The 15,746-nt window shown below is 34.1% G+C and carries 17 protein-coding genes; 1 reads left to right on the forward strand and 16 read right to left on the reverse strand.

Annotated elements, in window-relative coordinates; genetic code table 11:
• Positions 1-66: 66 nt before the first annotated feature.
• Positions 67-621, forward strand: a complete 555-nt coding sequence (locus ACE3PD_RS04955) for a fasciclin domain-containing protein (protein WP_026726054.1) — start codon at positions 67-69, stop codon at positions 619-621.
• Positions 622-689: 68 nt separating this feature from the next.
• Here ACE3PD_RS04955 and ACE3PD_RS04960 read toward each other — a convergent pair whose 3' ends face one another.
• The 16 genes from ACE3PD_RS04960 to ACE3PD_RS05035 all read right to left on the reverse strand — a co-directional run bounded on the left by ACE3PD_RS04960 (position 690) and on the right by ACE3PD_RS05035 (position 15,730).
• Positions 690-1,133 carry a copper resistance protein CopD gene (locus ACE3PD_RS04960; RefSeq protein ID WP_374400124.1) on the reverse strand — a complete coding sequence of 148 codons (444 nt, stop codon included), beginning with the start codon at positions 1,131-1,133 and terminating at the stop codon, positions 690-692.
• Positions 1,133-1,504, reverse strand: coding sequence for a group III truncated hemoglobin (locus ACE3PD_RS04965; protein ID WP_374400126.1), 372 nt, complete (start codon positions 1,502-1,504; stop codon positions 1,133-1,135). Before ACE3PD_RS04965 ends, ACE3PD_RS04960 begins: the two co-directional genes overlap by 1 nt.
• Before the next feature lie 23 nt (positions 1,505-1,527).
• Positions 1,528-2,295 carry an ABC transporter permease subunit gene (locus tag ACE3PD_RS04970; RefSeq protein WP_374400128.1) on the reverse strand — a complete coding sequence of 256 codons (768 nt, stop codon included), beginning with the start codon at positions 2,293-2,295 and terminating at the stop codon, positions 1,528-1,530.
• Positions 2,279-3,001 carry an ABC transporter ATP-binding protein gene (locus ACE3PD_RS04975; RefSeq protein ID WP_374400130.1) on the reverse strand — a complete coding sequence of 241 codons (723 nt, stop codon included), beginning with the start codon at positions 2,999-3,001 and terminating at the stop codon, positions 2,279-2,281. The genes ACE3PD_RS04970 and ACE3PD_RS04975 overlap by 17 nt, the downstream gene beginning before the upstream one ends.
• Positions 2,998-4,230, reverse strand: coding sequence for a nitrous oxide reductase family maturation protein NosD (locus ACE3PD_RS04980; RefSeq protein ID WP_374400132.1), 1,233 nt, complete (start codon positions 4,228-4,230; stop codon positions 2,998-3,000). Before ACE3PD_RS04980 ends, ACE3PD_RS04975 begins: the two co-directional genes overlap by 4 nt.
• Positions 4,230-4,655, reverse strand: coding sequence for a nitrous oxide reductase accessory protein NosL (locus ACE3PD_RS04985; protein WP_374400134.1), 426 nt, complete (start codon positions 4,653-4,655; stop codon positions 4,230-4,232). The genes ACE3PD_RS04980 and ACE3PD_RS04985 overlap by 1 nt, the downstream gene beginning before the upstream one ends.
• A 2-nt stretch (positions 4,656-4,657) precedes the next feature.
• Positions 4,658-5,251, reverse strand: coding sequence for a hypothetical protein (locus tag ACE3PD_RS04990; protein WP_374400136.1), 594 nt, complete (start codon positions 5,249-5,251; stop codon positions 4,658-4,660).
• Positions 5,252-5,304: 53 nt separating this feature from the next.
• On the reverse strand, positions 5,305-7,284 hold the full coding sequence (gene nosZ / locus ACE3PD_RS04995) for a Sec-dependent nitrous-oxide reductase (protein ID WP_374400139.1): 1,980 nt from the start codon (positions 7,282-7,284) through the stop codon (positions 5,305-5,307).
• A gap of 61 nt (positions 7,285-7,345) precedes the next feature.
• The gene (locus tag ACE3PD_RS05000; protein ID WP_374400141.1) at positions 7,346-7,825 is read right to left on the reverse strand and encodes a cytochrome c family protein; all 480 of its coding nucleotides are present in this window, start codon (positions 7,823-7,825) and stop codon (positions 7,346-7,348) included.
• 202 nt (positions 7,826-8,027) lie between these two features.
• Entirely contained in the window at positions 8,028-9,818 is a 1,791-nt protein-coding gene (locus ACE3PD_RS05005; protein ID WP_374400143.1) for a hypothetical protein, read from the reverse strand.
• Positions 9,819-9,939: 121 nt separating this feature from the next.
• Positions 9,940-10,179, reverse strand: coding sequence for a cytochrome C oxidase subunit IV family protein (locus tag ACE3PD_RS05010; RefSeq protein ID WP_374400146.1), 240 nt, complete (start codon positions 10,177-10,179; stop codon positions 9,940-9,942).
• 10 nt (positions 10,180-10,189) lie between these two features.
• Positions 10,190-10,762, reverse strand: coding sequence for a cytochrome c oxidase subunit 3 (locus ACE3PD_RS05015; RefSeq protein ID WP_374400149.1), 573 nt, complete (start codon positions 10,760-10,762; stop codon positions 10,190-10,192).
• On the reverse strand, positions 10,753-11,745 hold the full coding sequence (locus ACE3PD_RS05020) for a DUF438 domain-containing protein (protein WP_374400151.1): 993 nt from the start codon (positions 11,743-11,745) through the stop codon (positions 10,753-10,755). The genes ACE3PD_RS05015 and ACE3PD_RS05020 overlap by 10 nt, the downstream gene beginning before the upstream one ends.
• On the reverse strand, positions 11,723-13,489 hold the full coding sequence (locus ACE3PD_RS05025; protein ID WP_374400153.1) for a nitric oxide reductase activation protein NorD: 1,767 nt from the start codon (positions 13,487-13,489) through the stop codon (positions 11,723-11,725). The genes ACE3PD_RS05020 and ACE3PD_RS05025 overlap by 23 nt, the downstream gene beginning before the upstream one ends.
• Positions 13,490-13,500: 11 nt before the next feature.
• On the reverse strand, positions 13,501-14,286 hold the full coding sequence (locus ACE3PD_RS05030; protein WP_374400156.1) for an AAA family ATPase: 786 nt from the start codon (positions 14,284-14,286) through the stop codon (positions 13,501-13,503).
• Between the two features lie 109 nt (positions 14,287-14,395).
• The gene (locus ACE3PD_RS05035) at positions 14,396-15,730 is read right to left on the reverse strand and encodes a cbb3-type cytochrome c oxidase subunit I (protein ID WP_374400158.1); all 1,335 of its coding nucleotides are present in this window, start codon (positions 15,728-15,730) and stop codon (positions 14,396-14,398) included.
• Between the last annotated feature and the right edge of the window lie 16 nt (positions 15,731-15,746).

The following is a 15,746-nucleotide window of genomic DNA, read 5'->3' on the forward strand; positions in this document are numbered from 1 at the left end:
TATGATTCTACTCATAAAATAATCATCAGATAATCAAGTACTTTGTGTGTATAAATTATTCAAATTATGAAAAATTCCATTAAAACTTTATTGTTAGCCAGTTTACTAATCACCTTTGGATGTAAACAAGGCGAAGAAACAGCATCTGAACCAACATCAGAATCTACAGAAGTACCAACTGGAGGACAAGAAAATGTTGTGGATGCAACATCAAATCCAAACATTGTGCAAACCGCTGCTGGAAGTAAAGATCACACTACATTAGTTACAGCAGTAAAAGCTGCAGGATTAGTAACTTCATTAAGTAACGCTGGACCATTTACTGTATTTGCACCAACCAATGCTGCTTTTGATAAATTACCTGCAGGAACCGTAGAAGGGTTATTAAAACCTGAGAAAAAAGGCGATTTAGAAAACATTTTAGGCTATCACACTTATGTAGGCTCGTTGAAAGCAGAATACATGCAAGACGGACAAGAGTTTGATATGGTGTTTGGTGGAAAAGTAAAAATCACTAAACAAGGAGAAAAAACATTCGTAAACGGTTCCGAAATTGTGGCTTCCATTGAAACATCAAATGGTATTATCCATGTAATTGGCGACGTTTTACTTCCAAAATAAAAAACAATTATTAATTCATCTTTTATAAAGGTAAAAAGCGTAGACTTTAACAGTTTACGCTTTTTATTTTATACCCCTCCTAATCGGATTAAAGATCCTAAAACCAACATTGAAATTGCAATCAGAGTTACTACTATGATAAGAATTGTAACGTAATGGTATCGTTTAGGCGTAAGTTTTGGAAAAATAAAAAGTTGGGCAGAAATAGCTAATGTTAAAGAAGTAATAAACAAAATAAGTTTGATGGAAATTACTTTTTCAATTCCGTTTGAGAAAGAAAACCATTTTGTAATGGTAACATCATAATCATACGCCATTAAAACTCCGGTAATCACAAGCGTAATTAATGATGGCATTCCAATGGGTTCAAATTTATCTTTGAAAACTTTTAATTTTTCTAAATCTTTAGTTTTTATGGCTTCAGGTAAATAACGAGTCGATAAAATAAGATGACCACCAATCCAAACGGTTGCAGCTAATAAATGGATGATTAATAAGAAATGATGATACATTATGCTAACGTTTTATACATGATAACATTGGCAATATTGAGTGCTCTTTCCTTGATTTCAATGGCTTTTTCGCCTTCGAATAATTCATCAACTGTTGTGGTGAATACGATTACCCAATGCTCAAAATGTTCTGGTTTCATCGGACATTTGCTGTGTAAATCTTTATGGATTTGCATTGGACTTCCGTTGTAATTTCCGGTATAAAACAAGATGTTTTCCCAAAAATCGTACATTCTAGGCAAATGAGTTTCCCAATTTACTTTGGCAATTTCGGTAAACAGAAAACCGATAACTGCATCAGTTTTGATTTTATCATAAAAGGTATCGACTAAAAGTTCAATATCTTTTCTATTTCTAATATCTGTTTTCATTTTGTAATTTGATTAAATATAAATTACAAGTCTTTTTTATTGAATTTTCGCATCGAAATGAAAAACGGAATAATTGCCCACAAAGCCAACAAAACAAACGAAACTATCAATCCAGCCGTTGTGCCAAAAAAATCTTTAAAAATTGCACCGGTATATCCCATCATAGCGGAAACATCTAAATGCAAGAGAATTTGAATTCGAGCTAAGTCAATCGGACTAAAAGCGGTGATACCAACCATCATGTTTTCGATAGGATATTCGGCTAATTGGAAGAGCAAAAACAAAACCATTCCGTCGAATAATAGTGCGAAATACAACCAAATCATTATCGCTAAACCAATTCCTTTTGCTTTATCTCGGGTTAAAATCGAACTCAAGAAAGCCAAAGCGACAAAAATTATGGAAATCAAACAACCATTTAGCAACATCATAAAACCAACACTATCAGGAGAATTGACTAACAACGGAATTCCAGCACCTATAAAAAACGCCAAAACCATCGCCGTTGATAATCCGAAAAACAAACTCAGCCAAATTTTTCTTCTTTTGATGGGTTGACTTAGTAAAAGTTCAATAAATTCGGCACTGTTGTACAAATAAATCGTAGCAAACAAAATGGAAACTAGCGGAACTGTGAATAAAATTACATTCAAAATCGTTAGTAAACCTTTTGCCGAATTATCTTCCAAAGCAAAAGAACTCCAAGATAAAATAGACAAAATCAGCGTGTAAGCCAAAACAATTTTGTTTCGGATAATGTCGGATAATATGATTTTAATGATTCGGTTCATTTTGTTTGTTCTTTAAAATTTTGGCAATTGCTTTTGAGATTTTCTCTTCACCTGTAGTTTCTTTTAATTCTTCTACTTTTTGATGAAAATGTACTTTCCCCTCTTGCATGAAAATGATTTCGGTAATTAAATCGTCCAATTCACTTAGTAAATGCGACGTAATCAAAATCAATTTTCCTTTTTCTTTCTCTTTGATGATTTTTTCTTTCAAAACCTCAGCTGCTAAAGGATCTAAACCAGCGGTAGGTTCGTCTAAAATCAGCACATCTGGATTAAAAAGAAAAGCTAGGACAGCACTTACTTTTTGTGTAGTTCCACCAGATAAAGTACGCATTTGTTTGTCGAACATTTTTTCTAATTCGAAAGCGTGTAGCAAATCTTCATCCAAATCATCCGAAGAATTTCGAATCTTTTTTATCATTTCGATAATTTGACCAATTGTCATGTTATCGGGATATCTTCCAATTTGTGGCATGTAGCCAATTTTTTCGCGATACAAATATTCACCTAAAACAGAATTTCCGTTAAAATGAATCGTACCCGAATCGGGTAAAACCATTCCCAAAACCGATTTTATCAAAGTGGTTTTTCCACAACCATTCGGACCAATTAAAGCGATACATTCTCCTTTTTTACAAGAAAGATTGATGTTCTTTAAAACTTCAAATTTTCCAAACTTTTTCTGCAATTCTTTTATCTCAATCATAGCGGCAGTGACTTCATTAAAGGCTTATTATCTACAAAATTATCAGGTGTTATACTGGGCAATACTTTTTCAGATTTATCTAACAGAGTAATCATAAAACTTCTATAGAGCAACATGGCGGAAGGTGTATTTTCGGTAAGTACGGCAAACAAACTTAGCGGATGATACGGAACATCACCCATTCCATCTTTGTCTAAATCATAACCTTCATATTTGTCCCAATAATTCGCATTGAACGTGTTTAAAACCAAACTTCCATTGGTACTGATATCGAAAGTGTTTTTCAAGAAATTATTATTTACGATTTCGTTTTCCATACAACTAGCTTGGATTTTCATGCCCCAGCCGTTCGATTCGAAACTATTTTTCTCAACTTTGATTCGAGACGTTCCTTCCATATAGATTCCCGAGGTATTTCGAGCAAAACGATTGTTAAAAATATAACTATCTGCGATTTCTTTCAGCAACAATCCGTAAGCCGAATCGCCCCAATTTTCCTCAAAATAATTATTAAACATTTTCACGTTTTTGGTAAACATAACAGCTACTCCTGCTCCATTGTTCTTGAAAACATTGGTTATGTAAGCATCATCATTAGAAAACATAAAATGTAATCCGTAACGAACGTTATTGTTCGCAATGTTTCTCCAAATAACCGATTGGGTAACGAATTCAAAATAAATGCCGTCACGATGACCTGTGATTTTATTTCCGATGATTTGTAAATTATTACTTTTCCAACAGTGAATTCCATTTCCGATTAACTGTTCGGCTTTACCATAAGCTTTAATTACGTTATTCTTAACGATACAATTTGTACTGTTTTGAAGGTAAATTCCAAAGAAATTGTTATCGAGAATGTTCCCTTGAATCGTGACATTATTTTTATCATAAACACGAATTCCACAAGGATCATTTAAAGCAGCGTGACCTGAATTTATAACTTTAAATCCTTTTACCACTACATCATTGGCGTTGATGGACAACACTTCTTTTTTATTCTGACCATCTAAAACAGGGAAGTTCTTACCAATAAAGTAAATCTTTTTATTGATTAAAATCGTTCCCTCTTTATAAATGCCCGAATGTACTAAGACAGTATCACCATCTTTTGCTAATGCAAGGGCTTGCTTGATTTTCTTTACTGGAAAGTTAGCACCTACCTGAATAGTAGCCGCTTTCCCAATTGAAAAAAACAAAAGGAATAATATGAAACTAATTTTTTTCATTAATACATTGTGAAAACTTGTTCCCAAGTTAACGTTTTGGCATTAAGTTGTTTTTGAAAATTGTCTTGGTCTTTATCAGATGCAAATGCTGCAAAATTGCCTCGCATAGGAGAATTTATCGAACCTCCGCGCAAGTAAAAACTTTGCTCGGCTGGAATTAAAGTATTGTCTTTTGCATAATCGTTTACAAAGAAAGATTGTACTTGTACATTCGCATTTTCTTTTGCGTATAGCAACATGCAAGACAAATCATCAAACTTGTAGTAGCGTCCTTTTTTAGTCAACAATTCGGCTCCAAATTTTCCGTTTGAAATAGTCATTTTGCAAAATTCGCAAGTATCTACATTTAATTTAATTGGTTTTGGTTCGTTAGAAACGCAAGCAATCATAAAAAGCGACGAAAATAAAAGTACAATCTTTTTCATAACTAAATAGTTTGTTTTCTTTTGAATAAGTTGAATTCTTTAAATACAATGTAAAACAGCATTAGACCTGCACCAATTAACATCCATCCTCCGATATCTGGAATTGAATAGGCTCCAAAATTCAATAATTGTTTGTATCCAATTAATGGGGGTTGATAGGCCATTCCTGGTACTTTAATAGCAGCATTCGGATCTAAATTGTGTCCGTATTCGTAATTCCAGCGGTAAAAATCTACTCCTGCTAAGATAACGAAAAGTATAAAGGTTGCGAAAAATGCTAATACGAATTTTCTATTATTGATAAATATTAAAGCTATAGAAATCAATGCGAAAGCACCAATGATGTACGGCAAAATTTTAAATTCGATAAAATTCTCGGTATGTAAAGTTGCCATTCCGATGTAATGATTTAAACCATTTATGATTTCTACATCACCACCAATTTTATTAGCATGTAATTTTAAAACTAATCCTTCAGGATATTGCGGCGCATCTAAATCAATTTGCCACATAGGAACGAATAAAGAGCCTATAAACAATCCTGCGATGATAAATAAAAAGATTTTTGAAACTAAAGCAAGTTTTGTAGTTTCCATACAATTGAGTTTAAAAAAGGGACAAAAGTTACTTTGCCCCTTTTGTTAAAAATTTATTTTGTTGCTGGTACGTTTGTTCCTAAACTAAATTGTAATGGAACATTTGAACCTTTTGGAGATACTCTAATGTATCCTTGCATTTCTTGGTGTAATGCACTACAGAAGTCGGTACAGTAGAATGGGAACGTTCCTACTCTATCTGGAACCCATTTTAATGTTGTAGTTTCTCCAGGCATGATTAACAATTCACCATTGTTAGCACCTTTGATAGCGAATCCGTGTGGTACATCCCAATCTTGCTCTAAGTTGGTTACGTGGAAGTATACTTCATCGCCAAGGAATACACCTTCAATATTATCAGGAGCAAAGTGAGATCGGATAGATGTCATGTATACATGAACTTTATTTCCTTCTCTAACCACTTTCGCTTCTTTTTCTCCTTTTGTCGCGTAAGGATGCTTGTTATCGTCTAATTTATAGAATTTCAACTGACCATTGTTTCGAATTAAATCCGCCGGAGCTGCTTGCGCGTAGTGAGGCTCACCAATAGTTGGGAAATCTAAAATTAGTTTCATTTTATCGCCACTAATATCAAATATTTGTGCTGATTGTGCTAACTCTGGACCTGTTGGTAAATAACGGTCTTTAGTAATTTTGTTGTACGCTACTAAGTATTTTCCAAATGGTTTTTTACTATCTCCACCAGGAATACATAAGTGACCTACTGAGTAATAAGTTGCAACGCGGTCTAATACTTTTAACGTTTTGATATCCCATTTCACTACTTCAGAAGAAACAAAGAATGTAGTATATGCATTTCCTTTTCCATCGAATTCGGTATGTAATGGCCCTAAACCAGGTTTTTGAACTTCACCATGTAAAGCTTCTTCATATTTAATAACTGGAATTCCTCCGTAGTTACCTTCAAATTTTTTCCCTTTGATTGCAGCTTGTAATTTATCAAAACTAAATACTGGAATCAATGCTGCTAATTTACCTGAACCTACGATGAATTCACCTGTTGGGTCAACGTCACATCCGTGAGGTGATTTTGGACAAGGAATCATGTAACAGATATCTTTTAATTCAGAAGCATCTAAAACCAATACTTCATCTTTCATAACTGATTTTGCAGAGTGTGTATGCTCATCCCAAGTGTTGTGTGCATATTTCACTTTTTGTTTTTTACCTTTTCCAGCTTTGATGTACTCTTCTGCTTTTTTCCAGTTCACTGCCATGATAAAGTCTTTATCTTTTTGAGAAGCATTTACTTCTAACAATGTGTTGGCTTGTTCTGTGTTGTAGCAAGAGAAGAAGAACCATCCGTGAGATTTTCCTTTACCAGCATGCGAAAGGTCAAAGTTTACACCTGGAGTTACAATTTGGAAAGCCAAATCCATTTCTCCCGATTTTTTATCTACACTTACAAAACTGATGTGTCCTTTGTAATTCTCTTTATAAGTGTTAATTGGAACGTCTCCATTAGAATAATCGGCAGGAACACTAAAACGAGTACCCGCTACCACATATTCTGTATTTTCTGTAATGAATGGAGAAGAGTGATTACCTCCACTGTTTGGAAGTTCAATAATTTCAGCCGTTTTGAATGTTTTCAAATCAATTCTAGCAATACGAGGAGTATTGTTAGCATTCCCAAAAACCCAACGACCGTCAACTTCACCGTTAGTTTGAGACATTTCAGTGTGATGTAAATCGTCCCAAGGCACAAATCCGTGAGAAGTATTTAACATTGGTTTTGTTTCTTCACTGTATCCCCAACCTTTTTCTGGGTCAACCGAAAATACAGGAATAACTCGGAATAAACGTCCACTTGGTAATCCGTAAACACTTAATTGTCCACTAAAACCACCTGAAACGAAATTGTAAAACTCATCGTATTTTCCTGGTGCAACATACGCTTTCTCAGCAGCATCGCCACTTACAGCATCTCCTGAGCTTTTAGGTTTACAAGAAGTTACCAAAGCACTTCCTAAGGCAATTACTAAAATTGCCTGTACAAATTTATTTTTCATGATATATGTAGTTAAATTAAGGTATCGTATTACTTTCACTTAACACAATACCCTTTTACGTTTATTTCACTCCGTCATTTTTACGCATGTACTCTAGAATTCCTCTAGCTTCTTCATCTGAAATACCTTGATTAGGCATACGAACCAAACAAATTTCCAATTGCGCTTGTACTTCTGGATCTTTGTCAATCATTGGATCTGGATTAGTAATGAAGTTCATAATCCACTGTGGGGTTCTTCTTTCCGTTACGCCTTTCCATCCTGGACCTACTAGTTTCTCATCTGTCATTTTATGACACGATGTACATTTTACACCTGATACTTCTTCCCCTTTAGCAGCCATAGCTTGATCTAAAGTAGCTCCTAATTCAACGGTATCGTATTTCCCTTCACCACGTTTTGGATCATACGAAGCCGGATCAGCAGCTTCTGTTGTTGCTTCACCTCCACCAGGTTGATAATTATCTTCAGCAGATGCTTCTTTTTTACCACATGCTACAGCTAAAGCAAGAGATAAAACAAGTAAAATTGATTTGTTCATGATATTTTAATATTAAAATTATTACTACAAATTTCTGAAATTGAGTGCTTTAAAAGTATGATTACAATCATAAAAAAGATATTTTTATCTTTTTTATTAACAATTGTTGAACAAAAAAGGCTGTTTCCAAAAAATGAAAACAGCCTTTTGCAAAAACCTACTTATAAAAATTAAATAACCCTCAGTATTAAGTAATTATATTTTAAACAGAAATTGTGTTGAATTCTAACTTGTTTAATTGAAATTCCAATTGTAAAATATCGTTTTGAATTTTGGAATTCTTTTCTTGAAAAATAGATTTGTAATAATCAATTCCTTTTAAAAGATTCGTTTTAAAAGTTTCCCATTTTTTTATTTGCTGTGGTGTAATTTCAAAAGCTTCATTTATTTGATTGGACAAATACGAAACATACAAGCCTAATTCTTTCACAAACATATTGGGTCTAACGGTATGATTTTCGATTTCTTTCTTTCCATAAATATGTTGAATCATTTCTTTTAATGAAAATTCTCTAGAAAAATAAGCCATGTTTGGACCAGGACAAACCACAACACCTTGTGCTTGACCTTTAATAGGAATTCCTAGTTCGATATGACTTGCATTTGCTAATCCCACACACAAACATGATTTTTCTGTGATTGAATTGTATTCTTTCGTGTAATTTTCGAACGAAATACTATTGCGTTTTACTTCTAACTCTTCCAATTTCTTGTCTTGATGTTTTTTAGATGCAGTACAAGTACCTTCTTTTTTGTATTCTTTGCTTAATGCTAAATATTTCTTTGGGCAAGAACTTCCTGCTTTTCCCGAAGCAATGCGTTGGCTTTTAAAAAAATCATTTGTCATTCCTTTAATTGTGTTGAACGGAACTCCAAGAGGCGAAATGTTGCTTAAATACAAATCTTTTTCTTTTGCATCAGCCAATAATTTTCTAGTTTCTGCATCCACTGAAGTAGCTTCTGGAACTAAAAGAAATGGTGAACCCCAACCCACAGCATCCACTTGATAATGGTCTAATAAAAACTGATGTTCTTCTGCTGTCCCTACTCCTCCTTGAACTGTGATTTTTAAAACAGGAGGTTCGTTTGGTACTTCCTTATTTTTTGAAGCTAAAGCATTTGTCAATAGCGAATAGGCCGATTGAATCAACTCGTCTTTTTTGTTTTTGAATTCTTCCAAAATTGGGCCTAATAAAAAACCATCAGTAGCAAATGCATGTCCGCCACAATTTAAACCTGACTCGATTCGATATTCGGAAACCCAAAGTCCTTTCTTAGCCAGATAATTTCCTTGAATCATCGCCGAACGAAAATCGCTTACTTTCAAAATGATTTTCTTCTGAAATTGTCCGTTTGCATTTGGATAAAAAGCATCGAAAGTTTCCATGTAACTGTACAGTCTCGGATTCATTCCAGCAGAAAAAACTACGGATGAATTTGTGGTACTGTTTACAAAACCTCTTAGAGCTGCATGCGCATCGTTGTACATTACTGGCAATTGTTCGTCGTTACTAAAATTATCTTTGTCGATTTTCGTCATGATATTCACATCAATGCTTCCTGCTGCAAAATGATGGTCAAGAATTGTTTTTAATTCCATCATATTGTTTTTTCCCGAATCGATTAAATGTTCTAATTTGATTTTCAATTCTGAAGTTGTAGGCAAAATGGCGATGAAATCCTCTAATTGGGTTCTTTTTTCAATCAATTCCGATTTGAAACTTTCGAATTTTTGAGTAACAATTGTATCGAGTAAATTCAAATAATTGGTGATTCTTTTGGTTCTAAAATCTTCTACTTTTTGCGAGATTTCTTCATAAGGTTGCTTAAATTTTTCAGCATAAAAAGCAGTCATTTTTTCAATCAAATCGTCATCCATAATCGAAATTACAGAATCGATTCCATATTGAGCCACTCGCACTGGACTATCAATAGTGAACGCCAATCCCATAACAGGAATGTGAAAAGTGTGTACGTTTTTTTGTAAAGTCATATTTTTTTCTTGGTTAATTTTTGAATTCCATTTATCTCTTAACAAAATAAATAGTGACAAAGAAAATACAATCCTTCAGATTAATATATGATTATTATCATGCTTTGAAAATTGGAAGAATTTAAAGTAAAATAACTAAAATAATTCCCATTAAACCACCAAAACCTAATATCAAATATTTCCAAAAAGCATGTGCCTTTTTTAATTCCATAAACTGAAAAGCTACTAACCAAAACTTAATTAAAGCTAAAGTAACAACCGTTGTTGCCATAATTTCTGCACTTACATTTAATGCTAAAAAAGCAGCAATTACAGTCAGTGCTAACAACAAAATAAACGTAGAAGAAATAGTGTCTTTCATAATCTTACATTTAAAAAAGTAAATAAAGAACCGGGAATAAAAGCAACCAAATTAAATCGCACATGTGCCAAAAACTGGCACTAGCTTCGATGTCTTCAAAGGATGCTTCGGTTTGTTTTTTTCTGATGGAAAATGTAATTACTAATAAGATTACCAATCCCACCAAAACATGTATAAAATGAAAACCCGTTAATAACCAATAAAATCTAAAAAACGAATTGTAATCCATGTGCAATCCGGCTTGTAATTTTTCGTAGTATTCAAATGATTTTAAAACTAAAAATCCGAAACCTCCAACCATTGCCCAATTGAAATAAAACAATGCCTTTTTAATGTTAGCGGCTTTAAAAAAATGAATCCCTTTAGCTACAAAAAAGCCACTGGTTAACAATAGAATTGTATTTATCGTTCCTATTGTTTTGTTCAATTTTAAGCTACTGTTGTGAAACAATTCACGCTCTTCCGAACCGTAATACGCTAAGGCTAAAATTGCCATCCCGAATGTGATGAGTTCCAAATAAATGATGATCCAAATTAAAATGCCTCCAGGCGGATAATAGATTGATTTTGCTTTTATTTCCATTCTAACAATCGTTTTTCACCATCAATTTGCTTGATATCTGTAATATCTTGCGACATTTCAATTACCCCTTTGTATCTTTTTTGTGTATCTCTAACTGCAAAATAGCGAATGTAAATCAGGCGCTCTTTATAATTAATCCAGAAAGAAGCTTCGTTTTGCTCGCCTTTTCTAAACGCTTCTAAAATTTGCAAAACAGTATCCACACTTTTGGGTGGATGACAAAAACGAACTTCCCTACCAATAATTCCAGCACTTCTTGGAAACACGCGTTCTTCACCTCGATTGTAGAAAATTACTTTATCGTTTTCATCAACATAAGTTAAATCGATGGGTAAGGTTTTGAAAAGTAAGTTTACTTGTTCAATTGTCATAAAGCCCTCATCATAATGCGCTGCATTTTCGTTGAAAACCACATCCGTTCTGCGTTCTGTATCTTGAGAAGGATGAATGTATTCGGATTCTTTTGGAAATTTTGGTGGTGCTTCTGATAACATCCAACCAATTTCGTCTTCTCCTTTTCGCATTTTAATCCAATCTTCATCTGATAACATATCTAAAGCATTGGGAAACAACACGTTTTCTTCTACTTCTAACAAACGATATAAATTTTGAGAAATTAAATTGGTGTTGTGTTTTGCAGAAGTAAAATCTTGGTCTTCTAAATTTTTTCTAACAATGCGAAACATTTCTCTAATCGTATCGTGAAACGACCACATATTGCGAGAAGGCCCTGTCCAACCTTTTTGTTCTAAAAACGGAAATAATTGATTTTCTTTTCGTTCAAAGCGTCGTTCAACCATTGCTAAATGATTGAAAACATTGTAAAATTTTTGAAATTCTTCTTTTGGATGAATGGCATTTACTTCTTCCAGTAATTGGTGAATCAAATCGGTCTCTACGAAATACGTATGAATAGGATGACCTTCCATTACTTTTGTATGTGTTTCTGCTGTTTCCATTTTATTGATGTTTGATTTTCTCATAAAGTTTTACCAATGATTTTAGTAAAGCTTCAGGAGACGTTAATATTTGATAATGATTTTGACCGAACATTTGCGGTAAATAATATTTGGCTTGCGCTTCGATAGCTAAAGCATACGAATTGATTTTTCGTTCATTCAATTCTCGCAACGCTTGTTTGATGTCTTGAATACCGTGTTGTCCTTCGTATTTATCGTAATCGTTTGGTTTTCCATCGGAAAGCACGATAATCCATTTATTTTTAGCATCCAATTGATCCATTCGTGCGCCAGCGTGACGTAATGCGGGACCAATTCGAGTATAACCATTAGGCTCAACAGCTCCGATTTTATGTTTGGCTTTGTTCCAACTTTCGTTGAAATCTTTCAAAGTGAGATAAGTCGTGAAATTTCTGGTTTTGGAATAAAATCCGTCAATCGCAAAATCGATGTCGAACTCATGTAGAATTTCGCCAAATAAAATAGAAACTTCTTTCTCTACATCAATCACACGATTTCCTGCGGCATAACCGTCACTTGAAAGACTAATGTCTAACAAAACTAAAATCGCAAGATCTTTGTTTTTCTTTCTTTGAGATAAATAAATGCGTTCGTCTGGCGATTTTCCAGAATGAATATCAGTATATAAATCGGTTAATGCGTCTAAATCGAAAGCGTCACCTTGTAATTGTCTTCGTTGTTGTTGCATTTTATTATTTACGCTGGTAAGCATTTTTCGTAAACCATTTAAAGTGGTTTTGTACATCGCCATCGTATTTTTATAATAAGTTGCGTGGGTTTTGAGTTGGGTTTTTGGATACACTTTACAGAAATCAATCAAGTAATTTCGTTTTTTAAAATCCCACTCGTCGTATTTTAAATGAAAGCCTTTTTCATCGACCTCAGCACTTTCGGCAATGGAAGTATTTTCAACAAAATCCGCTTGATATACAGAATGCACCATATCATCAACACGCACGGTGAATCGCATGTTCATTTCTTCCAAGGCTTCTTGATGGTCTTTTAAATCGTCTTTTCCATCAAAATCGCGCCAATTTCCGTTGAATTCTTCTGCCGTTTCTATTTTCTCGAAACTGTGCATTAATACGTAATCTTCTTGTTGTTTTTTGTCGATAGTAAGTGATTCAATTTCTTCAACGGCTTTCGCATGAAGTGTGGTTTCGGCTACGACATTGTTTTTTATTTTCTTGGTATTACTATCGAAATTTTGCAATACATTTTCGGCTTCAATTTCGGGTGTGTTTTTCATCCATTTTCCGTACAACCAAGAGTAATCAATGAATTGGTCTTTTTTATTAACAGGTAATTTTGGAACTGCATCAAAATAAAATTCTTGCATGGATGGATAATCCTGAAACATTTTTTCTAAAACCAATGGTGCGGTTTCGTTAGCTTTTTCCAAAGAAAGTTCGTGTGAATTATCTTGGTTATCCCAATTCAAATTCAGTTGTTTTTGAATACTCAAATACACCGTTCTGAAAAAATAAAATTTCAGGTTTTCTTCTTTTGTTGGGAACAGCGAACAATTTATTGGAAGAAAGAAGTTTTTGTTTTTGTAACCGCCTTCGCGTTCGGCTGGAAAAATTTCGATTGGCGCACCAGAAATGGCTCTAGCAAAAAGAGTCAATCGCGGTTTGATATCCGATAAGTTGATTTGACGGCTAAGGATTTCAACATCATTCAGTCGCTTGTTTTTAAAGTATTTGAGTACTTTTTTATAGATAATTTCGTCTAATTCTAAGCCCATAACTCAAATCTTTAAATCATTAAATCGCACAAATCGTTTAAAGCTTGAATGGTTTCTTGCTCGTCTGTTAAAGGTTCAACAACGGCAACATGAACGGCTAATCGTTTTGGTAATCCATTATTGATAAGTTTCGCGGCGTCCACTAATAATCGAGTGGAAACGGTTTCGGTTAGACCCAACTCGGTAAGATTTCTAATTTTTGTTCCGATTGCTACTAATTTTTGAGCGATATCGGCTTGAATTCCGGTTTCATTAATTAAAATTTCGGCTTCAATTTTTGGATTTGGATAATCGAATGAAAGTGCTACAAATCGTTGACGAGTAGAAGGTTTCAATTCTTTGAATCCTTTTTGATATCCTGGATTAAACGAAGCAACTAAAAGAAAATCGGGATGTGCTTTAATGGTTTCTCCTAATTTATCAATGAAAAGTTCTCTTCTATGATCGGTTAAGGAGTGAATGGCTACGATGACATCAGGACGTGCTTCGGCAACCTCATCTAAATATAAAATATATCCGTTTTTTACGGCAATTGATAAAGGTCCGTCAATCCAAATGGTTTCGGCTCCTTTGATGATAAAACGTCCAATTAAATCGGTTGCTGAAGTTTCTTCGTGACAACTTACGGTGACTAATGTTTTGTTTACTTCATTCGCCATATATTCTACGAAGCGAGACTTTCCAGAGCCGGTTGGACCTTTCAATAATAAAGGCAATCGCAATTGGTTGATTTGATTGAAAATTTCAATTTCAGCACCTACTGCTTTATAAAATATGGTTTTTTCTGTTACTATCATGGCAATTTATTTTTGAAAAAACCGAAACCAAAAGCGGGCAGCGACAACTCTGGGCAATTGGTCTCGGCTGGTTATTAATTGTGTAATTCTAACCCTTAATAATTAATAACTATTCTTTTACAAGAGCTTCATCTGTAGGTTTACCGTATTTGATAAACTCTAAAATGTATAAGGTAATTCCGGTTGTAAATAATGTGGCACAAAGCAACAATACGACAAAGTGAATACTGATTTCGTTTTGAACATCCATGAAATCCATTTTCATTTTACGTTCTAGATATACTTGGGCTACACCTGCTACACCAAAAGCTACTGTCATTCCTAACATTCCAATATTAGACAACCAAAACGCCATATGACCTCTTGAACTGTCAAATAATTTTCTTCCTGTCATATTAGGCATTGCATAACTGATAATTGCTAAAACAATCATGGCATAAGCTCCCCAGAATGCATAGTGACCGTGCATGGCTGTTACTAAAGTTCCGTGCGTGTAAATGTTGGTTTGTGGTAAAGTGTGTGCAAATCCTAACAATCCAGCTCCAATGAAAGATACGATAGAAGCTCCGATTGTCCAGAATAACGCAATTTTATTTGGATGTGATTTTTCTCCTTTTCGATACATATACACTGCGAATAATGCCATAGCTAAGAAGGCTAATGGTTCTAATGCAGAGAAAATACCTCCAACGATTAGCCAAATTTTATTTACTCCGATATAATAATAATGGTGACCCGTTCCTAATAAACCTGAAAGGAATGTCAAACCAACAATTACATATAACCATTTCTCAATAACTTCTCTATCAACACCAGTAAGTTTGATTAATAAGTATGATAAAATACCTCCCATGATTAGTTCCCATACACCTTCAACCCATAAATGCACTACCCACCAACGGAAGAATGAATCGGTTACTTGGCTATCGAACCAAATCATACCCGGTAAGTATAATAAAGCAGCAAAAACCAATCCCATGGTTAAAACTAATGCTGTTGTAGTTCTACGTTCTGCTTTGTATAAAGTGGTAAGGATTAATCCTAAGAATAATAATACGTTTACCACTACTAAAAAGTCTAATTCTCTTGGAATTTCAAGGAATTTTCTTCCTTCCCAAATATTAAAGTGATAGCCAACGATAGCTAAAACTCCAACTACTGCTAATGAAATCAACTGTACATAAGCCAATTTCACATTGACTAATTCTCTTTGTGCTTCTTCAGGAATGATATAATAAGCGGCTCCCATAAAACCGGTTAATAACCAAACTACTAATAAATTCGTGTGAACAGCTCTTGCTGTATTGAACGGAATAAAATCGTGAAGACCATCCATTCCAATTCGGGCAAAGCCCATAATAAAACCATAGATAATTTGTAATGCAAATAATAACATGCATAATCCAAAGAACCAATACGCTACTTTTTGTGATTTATATTTCATGATACTAAATTTTGGA

Origin of the sequence: Flavobacterium sp., assembly GCF_041911335.1 — a bacterium.
In the GTDB taxonomy this organism is placed as follows: domain Bacteria; phylum Bacteroidota; class Bacteroidia; order Flavobacteriales; family Flavobacteriaceae; genus Flavobacterium.

What these genes read in the sequence shown, in the direction of transcription:
- ACE3PD_RS04955 (WP_026726054.1), top strand. Translation starts at nt 67, where the DNA reads ATGAAAAATTCCATTAAAACTTTATTGTTAGCCAGTTTACTAATCACC.
- ACE3PD_RS04960 (WP_374400124.1), bottom strand. Translation starts at nt 1,133, where the DNA reads ATGTATCATCATTTCTTATTAATCATCCATTTATTAGCTGCAACCGTT.
- ACE3PD_RS04965 (WP_374400126.1), bottom strand. Translation starts at nt 1,504, where the DNA reads ATGAAAACAGATATTAGAAATAGAAAAGATATTGAACTTTTAGTCGAT.
- ACE3PD_RS04970 (WP_374400128.1), bottom strand. Translation starts at nt 2,295, where the DNA reads ATGAACCGAATCATTAAAATCATATTATCCGACATTATCCGAAACAAA.
- ACE3PD_RS04975 (WP_374400130.1), bottom strand. Translation starts at nt 3,001, where the DNA reads ATGATTGAGATAAAAGAATTGCAGAAAAAGTTTGGAAAATTTGAAGTT.
- ACE3PD_RS04980 (WP_374400132.1), bottom strand. Translation starts at nt 4,230, where the DNA reads ATGAAAAAAATTAGTTTCATATTATTCCTTTTGTTTTTTTCAATTGGG.
- ACE3PD_RS04985 (WP_374400134.1), bottom strand. Translation starts at nt 4,655, where the DNA reads ATGAAAAAGATTGTACTTTTATTTTCGTCGCTTTTTATGATTGCTTGC.
- ACE3PD_RS04990 (WP_374400136.1), bottom strand. Translation starts at nt 5,251, where the DNA reads ATGGAAACTACAAAACTTGCTTTAGTTTCAAAAATCTTTTTATTTATC.
- nosZ (WP_374400139.1), bottom strand. Translation starts at nt 7,284, where the DNA reads ATGAAAAATAAATTTGTACAGGCAATTTTAGTAATTGCCTTAGGAAGT.
- ACE3PD_RS05000 (WP_374400141.1), bottom strand. Translation starts at nt 7,825, where the DNA reads ATGAACAAATCAATTTTACTTGTTTTATCTCTTGCTTTAGCTGTAGCA.
- ACE3PD_RS05005 (WP_374400143.1), bottom strand. Translation starts at nt 9,818, where the DNA reads ATGACTTTACAAAAAAACGTACACACTTTTCACATTCCTGTTATGGGA.
- ACE3PD_RS05010 (WP_374400146.1), bottom strand. Translation starts at nt 10,179, where the DNA reads ATGAAAGACACTATTTCTTCTACGTTTATTTTGTTGTTAGCACTGACT.
- ACE3PD_RS05015 (WP_374400149.1), bottom strand. Translation starts at nt 10,762, where the DNA reads ATGGAAATAAAAGCAAAATCAATCTATTATCCGCCTGGAGGCATTTTA.
- ACE3PD_RS05020 (WP_374400151.1), bottom strand. Translation starts at nt 11,745, where the DNA reads ATGAGAAAATCAAACATCAATAAAATGGAAACAGCAGAAACACATACA.
- ACE3PD_RS05025 (WP_374400153.1), bottom strand. Translation starts at nt 13,489, where the DNA reads ATGGGCTTAGAATTAGACGAAATTATCTATAAAAAAGTACTCAAATAC.
- ACE3PD_RS05030 (WP_374400156.1), bottom strand. Translation starts at nt 14,286, where the DNA reads ATGATAGTAACAGAAAAAACCATATTTTATAAAGCAGTAGGTGCTGAA.
- ACE3PD_RS05035 (WP_374400158.1), bottom strand. Translation starts at nt 15,730, where the DNA reads ATGAAATATAAATCACAAAAAGTAGCGTATTGGTTCTTTGGATTATGC.